A 10,995-nucleotide genomic window follows, 5' to 3' on the forward strand; every position below is an offset into this window, starting at 1 on the left:
GTTAACCGGTTTTTGCTACACCAAATATAGATAAAGGAATTTTCCTAAAGAAAATCCGTTTTGGGTGGCGTGTAATGTTTGATGGGCCTCAGGAAAAGGTCGATTTAGATAAAGAAGCTCTGGAGTTTTTCTTTAATTCCGTAGATGAGCATTTTGTTATTCTAAATAAAGATGGAGCGGTGTGCCGAGCAAATGGCGCATTCCGACGCTTTGTCGCGCCCGCTGCTGGAGCTGACAGTGTAAAGTTATCTGCATATCTGTCTGAAGAAAGTCGAGATAGGTTTCAAAAACAATTAGCGAGTTTGGAACCATTTGAAACGATTACTGAGCTTAAGCTGACTATGCGAATTGGATGGAGTATCCGATTGGTGCAAGCTTCAATAAGCCGCTCAGCTTCAGATCGGTATTATTACAGCGCTGTAGATATTACGAACGAAGCCCGTTTAGAGCAGCGACGCAAAGAAACAGATGATGCGTTGATTCAAATGGAATTGCTTGTTGGTATTGGACGTTGGACCATTTCCAAGTCCAAGCCAGCATTCTGGTCTCCAGGCATGTTTCGAATGTTTGGGATGGAAGAAAATTCCAAGCCGCTAAAATTTGACGAATATGCTCAAATGATGTCGCCAGCTGACCTTAAAAAGCTGTCCAATGCTTTTTCAAAGAGTCAGTTTCACAGCATAACGCAGACCGTGACATGTACAATTGACTGTCCTGATGGTCAGACAAGAGTAATCGAATTTGCTGGATCTCCTTGTTATACTGAAGATGGCAGTATTGATGGTATCAGTGGTGTGGCACTGAATAAAACGTCCAACATTAAAGCGCTTCAGTCTTCAATGAAAACGGAGTCATCTGCCAAGGCTTTCCTTGACCATGCCTCTGTTGGCGTTGCTATTATAGATTTGGATGGAAAAATTTCTCTGGTAAATCAGTCTCTCGTGGACATGATTGGCAAGTCTGATGTGCATTTGCTTGGCGGAAAAATTACTCAATTGTGGGCCCAGACACCTGAAAAATTACAGCAAAGTGTCGATGCAGCGATTACTGGTGAAACAACCGAATTCAAGCACGTAACAATTGAAAGATCGGCTGAAACACAATGGATTGATTGGATTTGTGCGCCTTGGATGGAGCAAGATGGTTCCGTTTGTGGTGCAATCTGTATTGTCAAAGATGTAACAGAAATCGTTATTCAAAAACGTCAAACAGAAGCCTCTTTGGCACGTATGGAATATGGGTTGGCATTGTCTTCCATGATGGTTTGGGAGATTGACCTGCTGCAAAAAACGGTAAAAATAGAAGGGGATTGGACGCCGTTTTTCAAATCAAAACCAAGCCTCAGTCAGCTTACGAACAGTCTTTTTAGACTCGCTCACCCAGATGATCAGCCTAGAGTTTCTAAAGCTTGGAAGCATCATTTAAGTGCGGGTGCACCGGTGCATTTGTCTTACCGTAAAGAAAATGCGGTGGGGAGAGAAATTTGGGTTTCTGTTGCATCTCGTCAGGACGCTGATGAAACAGGCAAACCAGTGCGTATGATTGGTTCAATGCGTGATATCACGGTGTCTCAAAAAACTGATTATATGACTGAAGACCTCGAAGAGCGTCTTCAGCAGAAGTATCGCCGAAAAGCATCATTAATTGGTGATGTTGGGCGCTCAGTGTCCGAGCAGATTGCGAGTATGCTAGAACTTTCTCACGCACTTCAAAGAACGTCACTCAGTCGTGAGCAAGTGAATATGTTGAAGCTTATGGATACGTCGGCAGAAGGCGTGAGCGACGCGATTCATAACATTGACAAATATATGAGTATTTACTCACATAAGTTTGAAAATAAATCGTCAGAATTCAATATTAAAGAGCTTGTCGAAAACTGTATCGCAAATAGTAAATGTGGCGCGGTATCTACCACAATAGAGGCTGTGTATTGTGATGAGTCGGATGATATTTATAAAGGTAATCCATCTAAAATAGAGGAATCTCTGTCATTATTCATTCTTGAGTTGCAGAAAACAGTTCGAAATGACGATCATGTCGTTGTCGAAGTTGAAGTCGATAATTCGGGCGAAGGACTTTGCATTCTCACATTTGATGTAAAACATGCTTACCCTAAAATGCCTTATTCAGATTCGGTATTGATTCAATTGGACAACCCTGAAGAAGAGGGGCTGTCTATGGCGATTATCCACGACTTTACTGAAAAACTAAAAGGGACTGTCTTTTACGAAAAGGCAGGAGAATCTGTCTCCAGAATTTTGACCGAATTCCCGATTATGAAAGATTTTGAACGCGGCTCTTCCGGCGGATCTGTGCCTAAAATTTCTAGTCAGAGCGAATTGTCTATTCTTGTAGCAGAAGACAATCCGCTTAATAGACGTGTCCTAGAATTACTCGCAGTTCAATTGCAATTAGATGTGACGTTTGTTGAAAATGGCGAGGAAGCCATAGATGCGGTTAAAAACCAAGCTTTCGACGTCGTCATTATGGATACTCAAATGCCTATATTGAGCGGTATTTCAGCTATCCGCACGATACGAGGTTGGGAGAGAGAGACCTCTCGGGAACCGCTTCAAATCATTGCCGCTATTCCGCATATGAGTTTTGCTAAAGTTCGAGAAGCAATGTCTGTGGGCGCAAATGACTGTATTGCTAAACCCATATCTCAGGAAGATTTAATTACGCAGCTGAATGATCTTACTGGCGGCGGATGGGAAGTTTCAACCAAGAAAATAACCGCAACTGGCTAATAAGTAAGCCAATTTTATTGAGAGCGACGTAGATGATTAGTCGTGTTCGCTCTCAAAATATTTTGACCGTTTAGCCTGCAAATGCTTTTTCAATAACAAATTGTGCGGGTGTTGCATTTGAACCTTCAACAAAGCCGGCATCAAGACATAATTGTTTTGTATCTGCCAGCATTTCCATAGATCCACAAATCATCACACGATCTGTTTCGGGGTTTAGAGCTGGTACACCAAGATCTGAATATAATTTACCTGAACTCATAAGCTCAGTAATGCGGCCTTTGTGCGGATAGTCTTCTCGCGTTACTGAACCATAGTGAACAAGCTTACCTTGAGCTAATTCACCAAGGAATTCATGATTTAGCGTCTCATCTACAATTTGCTTACTATAGTCGAGTTCTGCAACTTCACGACATGTGTGCGTCACAATCACTTCATCGAATTTTTCGTAAGTTTCAGGATCACGCACAACGCTAGCAAAAGGCGCAAATCCTGTACCTGTTGAGAAACAGTATAAGCGTTTGCCCGGAACGAGTGCGTCATGGACGAGTGTGCCGGTTGGTTTGCGGCCAAGTAACACTTTATCACCGGGCACAATTTTTTGAAGGCGTGACGTCAATGGACCGTCTGGGACCTTAATCGAGTAGAACTCTAATTCTTCATCCCAACTAGGTGATGCTATGGAGTAGGCGCGCAACAAAGGTTTTCCATTGTCTTTGTACAACCCAATCATGACAAATTCGCCTGAGCGAAATCTGAAAGCTGCGGGACGGGAAAGCCGGAATGAAAATAATCTGTCTGTATAATGCTTGACTGAAAGCACTGTTTCTTCGGTTGGGCCCGTTGCAGATTTAGCGGGTTTGGCTGCTGCTGCGTCCATGTTCTCGTCCTTAAGCCTGTTCGTGTCGTTTATAAAAACTTGATAGTTTAGAAAAACAGATTTTGCGAATAAAATCGACTGATATAGGGGAGCTAAGTCCTAAAGGCGCAACTTGCAACTAAACTGACACTTTAGGGAATGCAAAAATGAGCATTGATACGCAATTTCAGAAATATTGATAATAAAAAGTTCTTTTCACTTTGTAAATTTAGTGCTTGAGAATTGGTATTGGGAAAGAGTAATCATGTATAAGTCGTGACACAATGTCCGTTAACCATAGCAATTACGTGCCAAAATTATAATTTGAGTTTATTAAATCAGGGAAAAGCCTGCAAAATGCCGGTTTGTCAGAGTGAAAGGAAACCTGTGAATGTCGCGGTCTATGAAAATCGCCGCAGGTATTTTTGCGGTATTTATCCTATATTTTGTCGGCAGTGCGCTTTTTCGTTCTGGGGATGATACACAAACACATATCCCGGAAGGCACAGCAAATGCAGTTCCTACACTTGATAAGCCGGTTCCTGAAAAACGGAGTAGTAAAGAAGTTGTGCGGGTATTGGTACGCAAATCTAAATCTGAAATGCATCCTATATATCTGAATTTAAAGGGTCGCTCTGAACCTGAGCGGACGGTGCTTGTACGATCAGAAACAACTGGTGTTGTATCTCGAGCGAATGCTGTTGAGGGTAGTTTTGTAAAATTAAACGCTGTTCTTTGCGGACTGGATGTCGATGCGCGTCAAGCAAATCTGGATGAAGTTAAAGCAAAATATGCTTCAGCTAAACTTGATTATAACGCAACCAAGGAATTGGTTGAAAAAGGTTGGAAACCTGAAAATCAGGAAGCAGCAGCGAGAGCTACACTAGATGCGGCTGCGGCAGCCGTTGAGGGTGCTGAGGTAGAGTTATCAAAAACAGATATTCGGGCACCATTTGCTGGTATTTTTGAAAAACGAGAAGCGGAAGTTGGGGATTTCCTTTCCCCCGGAAGTGTCTGCGGTGTGATGCTGGATCTCGACCCTTTGATTGTCGCTGCTGATGTTTCTGAAAAATACGCAGGGATTTTGCAATCGGGTGCTGCAGCTAGTGCGCAATTAGGGCATCGTTCAGATGAAAGTATTGCTGGCAAACTTCGCTATGTAGCGTCTTCCGCAGATGTTTCAACAGGCACATATCGTGTTGAAATTGCACTAGAAAATAGTGATATGAAATATCCAGCAGGGCAATCAGCTGAAATTCGCATTCAAATTGGTGAAGGGTTAGCGCATCATATCTCCCCAGCATTGATTGTTTACTCGGATGATGGTGCACCAGGTGTTCGGTTTGTCGGGCCTAATTCAATGGTCAATTTGGCGTTGGTTGAAATCGTTGATAGCGATCCGTCAGGGGTTTGGGTCAGCGGTTTACCAAAAGAAGCTGATATTATCGTGCAGGGACAAGACTATGTTCAACAAGGGCTTCGTGTCGAAGCTTTTTTTGAAGGGGATAATTCGTAATGAATTCGCTCATCGACGGAGCAGTTTCGCGGGCGCGTATGGTGCTGTCGATATTGGTCTGTGCGATCATCGCCGGAATTGTGGTTTATAATAATCTTCCAAAAGAAGCTGCACCAGAGATTCAAGTGCCGTTTGTTCTGGTGACTATTCCGTTGGAAGGTATTTCTCCAGAAGATGCTGAACGCCTCCTTATTCGGCCAACAGAAGCGGAAGTTAGGTCTATTGAAGGGATAAAACAGGTCAATTCTGTTGCTTTGGAAGGAGCTGGTCAGCTTGCGATAGAATTTGAAATGGATGCTGATGTTGATCAGGCTCTTTTGGATGTTCGTGAAAAAGTAGATATGGCCAAGCGGGAATTTCCCGTTGAAACGCGCGAGCCAATTGTATCAGAGATCAATACAGCGCGCTTTCCAGTAGTTGTCGTCAATATGTATGGTGATCTGCCCGAGCGTGGTTTGTACAGTATTGCCAGAGAGCTTCAAGAAAACCTTGAATCAATACCGGGTGTTTTAGAAGCAAATATTGAAGGCGATAGAGAAGAAGTCCTTGAAATTCAAGTAGATCCAGTAAAACTGGAAACTTATAATCTTTCTGCTGCGACAATTTTTGCAACGATACAAGCAAATAACAACCTCATTCCTGCCGGCAGCATAGATATGGGGCAGGGGCGTTATTCGATTAAAGTGCCCGGTTTGATTGAAACGCCGCAAGATGCATTTGATATCGCAATTAAGCGTGTCGGTGACCGAGTGGTGACAATTAAGGATGTGGCTGAGGTTAGACGGACATTTAAAGACCGAGATGAGTATGCACGTTTCAACGGTCAGTCAGCAGTTTCTGTGCAAGTTGTTAAGCGTTCGGGTGCCAACATTCTCGAAACAGTTGCGAGTGTGCGTGCAACAATTGCTGAGTTACAGTTGAATTGGCCCGATACTTTAAATGTTGAACTGACGGCAGATGAATCTGCTGAAATCGGAGATCAGATCGCCACCTTGCAATCTTCGATCATGACAGCGGTCATTCTTGTGATGATTATCGTTGTGGGCGCGCTGGGTTTAAGGTCCGCTATTCTTGTTGGGATTTCTATCCCCGCCAGTTTCCTGATGGGGTTTCTGTTTCTGGGGTGGGCCGGATATACCATAAATATGATGGTGCTGTTCGCGCTGGTTATCGCTGTTGGTATTCTGGTTGATGGTGCGATTGTGGTGGTCGAATATGCAGACCGTAAAATGGCCGAAGGGTTGGATAAGGTAGAAGCGTTCGCGACGGCTGGTAAACGCATGTTCTGGCCGATCATTGCATCCAATGCCACGACGCTGGCAGCATTCCTTCCATTCCTGTTTTGGAATTCCATGCCAGGTAAGTTTATGTCTTATCTGCCGATAACTTTGATATTTGTTCTTACATCGTCTTTGTTTATGGCACTTATTTTTCTTCCGGTTCTTGGCGGGGTTATTGGTGGTCGAAATAAGAATACAGATTCTACATTAAAAGAATTTTCTGGTGTTGATGGTGCGCCTGAAAAAGCGACAGGCTTTTTTGGGTTGTATGCGCGCTTGATTGATAAATTATGTCATCGCCCTTTAATGGTTACAGGCGGATTATTTGCAATTTGTGTTGCAATCATCATGTGGTTTGGAACGACTCAGCACAGCGTCTATTTCTTTTTGAATGCTGAACCCGAAAAGCTCTACGTTTATGTCGGTGCACAAGGAAATCTATCGGGCGCTGAAGAGTTTGAAGTGACCAAACGCGCTGAAGAATTGGTTTTGCCTATCGATGGAATTTTATCGGTGACGACTGTGACTGGTCCGGCGGCATCAGAAGGCGGCTTTGGGACTGGGACAGGCTCTATTCCCGTCGATACAGTTGGTCGAATGCTGGTTGATCTAGATTCAAGTGCGCCGGGAGTTGATGGCCGTAAAGTTGAAGCTGAAATACGCAAGGCGTTTAAGAATTTTGTCGGTGCTCATATTGAGATCACGCCATTTCAGGAAGGGCCGCCCGTTGGGAAAGACGTCCAAATCTCGGTCTTTGCATCCAATCAAGACGCCTTGCTTGAAACAGCGACGCTCATTCGGGAGAAATTAGATAATACGGATGGTCTGGTTGATATTGAAGATACGCGCCCATTGCCGGGAACAGAATGGAGATTGGACATTGACCGAGAAAGAGCGGCTAAATTTGGCGTAGATATCAATCAGGTTGGCGGTGTTGTTCAGCTTATCACAAATGGTGCACTTGCTGGCAGATTTAGACCAGATGATGCTATTGATGAGGTCGATATTAGAGTGCGTTTCCCAGCGCAATACAGAACAGTAGAGGCTTTGGATGATCTAACTGTCTCTACGCCAGATGGGCCAACCCCAATCTCAACATTTGTTGATCGCGTGCCAGCTCCTCAGCTGACAAGAATTGATCGTAGAGACGGTTTAAGAGTTTTCACATTGCGCGCAAATGCTGAAGTTGCGGGGCAGGGTGCGCATATGAATGCCATTTTGAAAAAATGGGTTGATGCGCAGGACTTTGACCCAGGTGTGAAAGTGAAATTTGAAGGTGCCGATGAGGAATCAGCCGAAGCTGCGGCATTCTTTGAGGCAGCCGCATTTGGTGCTCTCTTCTTAATGGGGGTCATCTTGCTGTGGGAGTTTAACAATTTCTATCATGTTGTTTTAACGCTTTCGGCCGTGATCTTATCCACGATTGGTGTGTTGATCGGGCTGCAATTGGCTTCATCTTACATTTCAATGATTATGACAGGAACGGGTGTTGTGGCGTTGGCTGGTATTGTGGTGAACAATAATATCGTGCTGATTGATACATTCCAGCGTCTTATTTTGGATGGACGAACAGCACATGAAGCAGCCGTTATGACAGCTGCTCAAAGAATGCGGCCTATTTTGCTGACCACTGGAACAACGATATGTGGTTTGTTGCCCATGGTTGTGCAAATGAATATCGATTTTGGAGCAGGCACAATATCTAAAGGTGGCGCTGCATCTGAATGGTGGGTTCCCTTATCCACGGCTGTGGTATTTGGACTTGGTTTTTCGACATTTGTCACTTTGATCGTGACACCGGTTTGGTTGGCTGCGCCTGAAAAAATGGGACGTTGGAGAGATAGAAACTGGTTGCGCCTGAAACAAGTTGCGGGATTGGATCAAAACCATGTCGTTATGGAAGATGTTATCGGCGGAAATCCACAGCATTCGGACGGACAAATTGGTGATGCGAAAGCATCTCCACACGCTGCCGAATAGGGCGTTTCACACGCTTTCAAAACTCTGTGATAAACGCGTTTTGTGGTTGTAGTTGTTTTAAACTAAGCCATAATTCATGCATGATGAATTATAAAACACTATTTTTCACGTCGTCTGTTGCTTTGCTAGCAAGTTGCTCGCAATCGACTGCGGCTCCTAATGTCGCTGAGTCTGAGCGGCTGGATACTAAGCCCGAAATTACAAAAACGATTGTTGTGGCGGGCGGGTGTTTCTGGTGCGTTGAATCTGATTTTGATAAAGTTGACGGTGTTGTCGCGACAATTTCAGGCTATTCTGGCGGACATGTAGACAATCCAACATATAAACAAGTCTCACGTGAAGATACCGGTCATTATGAAGTGGTACAGATCGAGTATGATCCTGAAACGGTCAGCTTCGATGAATTGCTAACTTATTATTGGCGTCATGTTGATCCAACAGATGATGGCGGACAATTTTGTGATCGCGGAGACAGCTATAAAACGGCTATTTTTGTGAATGATGAAAATGAACAACAAATAGCGTTGAAGTCTAAAAGTGATTTAGAAAATTCAGGTGTGTTGGAGGCGCCAGTTGTAACACCCATCCTGACAGCAGCGCCATTTTATCCAGCTGAGACATATCATCAAAATTATTACAAAAAGAACCCGCTTAGATATCGCTATTATCGCAGTTCTTGCGGACGGGATAAGCGAATAGAGCAGGTGTGGGCTAACGAGACCGCGCACAAATAATATTGTGCGCGTCAGGCCTGAGATTTATTTCGTAGAAGAGATGATGTTTTCCTCATAGGGGCATTTTTCTACGAGGTCCTTAAACTCTGTCTCATATTCCAATGTGCGCGGCACTGGATTGAAGTTGCTTGCTTTGTAGAGGCAGAATGTTCGCAGGTGCGAGCCACCAATAGGAATATCAAAACGGCCAACAGGCTCTAATGTTTCAAAGTCTGCTTTCATACGCGCCAAAAAATTGGGACGAATGGATGCGATAAGATAGGTGTCTGGTTGGCCTTTGGGCACGGGAGCAAATGATTCTGCAAATGCATGAGGCGTATCATGGCGTTGCCATAGATAATGCTCAGGCGGGGAGTCTAGACGTTCTCCATAATAATCCATGCCATGCCAGAACTCACGTTCGTCAAATACAATTCCGGTTGCGTCTATGGATTTGGCAGCTTTATCAAGTTGCGCAATGGAGGGCTCCCATCCACGGACGCGTTTGATAGCATTTGAAAATCCTGTTAGATCCGCAAAAGCCGGACTGATGGAAAAGGCAAGCATTGCAAAGCCAACAACAGCATTAAAAATGAGACCGATTTTTAAGAATGCTGTCCAGTTTGCGCGCAAGCTCCACGCTGCGACAAGGACGGATGCAGCTGGGTATGCACTCGCCGCCCAATTTGCATGTGCGCGTGAAACGAAGGCTTGGCCTGCAATGATGATAAGTGCTGGTAGAATAAAGCACAGAAACCATCTGTCCTTTGCGGCACTCGCTTTATCTGTTTTAGGCAAGATAATTGCCAGACCACCAAGCAATATAATGAAAGATACGGGACCAAATACCCCCATTTGGTCCTGGAAAAACTTGATCATGTTTTCAGGGTTGAATGTGGAATTTTCCCAGTTTGCATTGTCTGCGGTATGGCCAAGTGTCGCAAAATCATGCGCAGCATTCCATAATATATTTGGAAGAATGACAGCAAACCCGGTGGCGAGTGTTGCGAGGGTTTTCCAAGAGAGCAGAGCTTGGCGAGTTTTTTTATCGACAATTGCAGCCAGAACAAACCCGACAAGGATATAGATGGCAGCGTATTTTGCGAGGAATGCAAATCCGATTGCTAACCCCATCAATATAGCTTTTAGCCAAGAAGTGTTTTCTCTTTGATACCACAATAACGTGATTGCTGCCGACCAGCAGGGCAGTAAAAGTCCATCCGTGGAAATGATATTGGAAGACAGCCAAACGCCCGGCATCATCATATAAATGGCAGCAGCCCAAGCACCTGTTCGGACGTCAAATGCTTTTTTTCCGAGCAAAAATAGGAAGAAGGCAGCAAAACCATGCCCAAATGGTGCATAAAATCGTATCGCCCATTCGCTGTGACCGAAGATAGATGTGGTCAAAGATATCATCCATGCAATCAGTGGCGGCTTTGAATAATATCCCCAATCCAGCTCGGTGGACCATCTCCAGTATTGGGCTTCATCTGGACCGATGTTAAGTGGAGAAAGAATAACGGAGACAAGCCTTAAGAAGACTAAAGCAGTTAGGACCACTGCCACTGTTCGAATAGGGTTGCGGTGTACAATACTTGGTATTGGGAACATGTAAGGCTTTGTCTCTGGGTTGGATTTCAGGAGTTAGGGAACTTAAACCTGTTTCTGATGAGTTTAGCAAATGTATATGACAAATTCTACCTTCCCTAAGGGAGGGTAGGTTTTAGATTTGGTTTATTAAAATTGATTTCTGTACGGATTATTTTTGAAAAATTTCTGACTTGACTTTTTAAGGTTAATGAAAGTTGCGGTGTATTTGAGCAAATTTTGAGGATTTTTATGAAAACTGGCATTGTTGCAAAAATGTGTCACGACAAATCAAAAAAATATCATATCT

6 protein-coding genes are annotated in these 10,995 nt (G+C 44.0%); 4 read left to right on the top strand and 2 right to left on the bottom strand.

The window, feature by feature from the left end; translation table 11 throughout:
• The first annotated feature begins 74 nt into the window (after nt 1–74).
• On the top strand, nt 75–2,750 hold the full coding sequence (locus AC5EF3_RS10740; protein ID WP_493548055.1) for a PAS domain-containing protein: 2,676 nt from the start codon (nt 75–77) through the stop codon (nt 2,748–2,750).
• 70 nt (nt 2,751–2,820) lie between these two features.
• Here the strand turns inward: AC5EF3_RS10740 and AC5EF3_RS10745 are convergent, their stop codons facing one another.
• Nucleotides 2,821–3,627 (bottom strand): ferredoxin--NADP reductase, encoded by an 807-nt coding sequence (locus AC5EF3_RS10745; protein ID WP_012777987.1) that lies wholly within the window; start codon nt 3,625–3,627, stop codon nt 2,821–2,823.
• Between the two features lie 370 nt (nt 3,628–3,997).
• On the opposite strand from AC5EF3_RS10745, the gene AC5EF3_RS10750 reads away from it, so the two are divergent.
• From AC5EF3_RS10750 to msrA, 3 genes are all read left to right on the top strand, one after another.
• On the top strand, nt 3,998–5,122 hold the full coding sequence (locus AC5EF3_RS10750; RefSeq protein ID WP_493548056.1) for an efflux RND transporter periplasmic adaptor subunit: 1,125 nt from the start codon (nt 3,998–4,000) through the stop codon (nt 5,120–5,122).
• On the top strand, nt 5,122–8,382 hold the full coding sequence (locus tag AC5EF3_RS10755; RefSeq protein WP_493548057.1) for an efflux RND transporter permease subunit: 3,261 nt from the start codon (nt 5,122–5,124) through the stop codon (nt 8,380–8,382). The genes AC5EF3_RS10750 and AC5EF3_RS10755 overlap by 1 nt, the downstream gene beginning before the upstream one ends.
• Before the next feature lie 80 nt (nt 8,383–8,462).
• A complete protein-coding gene (gene msrA / locus AC5EF3_RS10760) occupies nt 8,463–9,116 on the top strand; it encodes a peptide-methionine (S)-S-oxide reductase MsrA (protein WP_493548058.1) in 654 nt (217 codons plus the stop codon).
• Nucleotides 9,117–9,140: 24 nt separating this feature from the next.
• On the opposite strand, the gene AC5EF3_RS10765 is transcribed toward msrA, so the two are convergent.
• A complete protein-coding gene (locus tag AC5EF3_RS10765; RefSeq protein WP_012777991.1) occupies nt 9,141–10,709 on the bottom strand; it encodes an ArnT family glycosyltransferase in 1,569 nt (522 codons plus the stop codon).
• Nucleotides 10,710–10,995 lie beyond the last annotated feature (286 nt).

It is taken from the genome of Hirschia sp. (assembly GCF_058892565.1).

Coding starts and splice junctions, on each gene's coding strand:
- AC5EF3_RS10740 (WP_493548055.1), top strand. CDS start 75: ATGTTTGATGGGCCTCAGGAAAAGGTCGATTTAGATAAAGAAGCTCTG.
- AC5EF3_RS10745 (WP_012777987.1), bottom strand. CDS start 3,627: ATGGACGCAGCAGCAGCCAAACCCGCTAAATCTGCAACGGGCCCAACC.
- AC5EF3_RS10750 (WP_493548056.1), top strand. CDS start 3,998: ATGTCGCGGTCTATGAAAATCGCCGCAGGTATTTTTGCGGTATTTATC.
- AC5EF3_RS10755 (WP_493548057.1), top strand. CDS start 5,122: ATGAATTCGCTCATCGACGGAGCAGTTTCGCGGGCGCGTATGGTGCTG.
- msrA (WP_493548058.1), top strand. CDS start 8,463: ATGATGAATTATAAAACACTATTTTTCACGTCGTCTGTTGCTTTGCTA.
- AC5EF3_RS10765 (WP_012777991.1), bottom strand. CDS start 10,709: ATGTTCCCAATACCAAGTATTGTACACCGCAACCCTATTCGAACAGTG.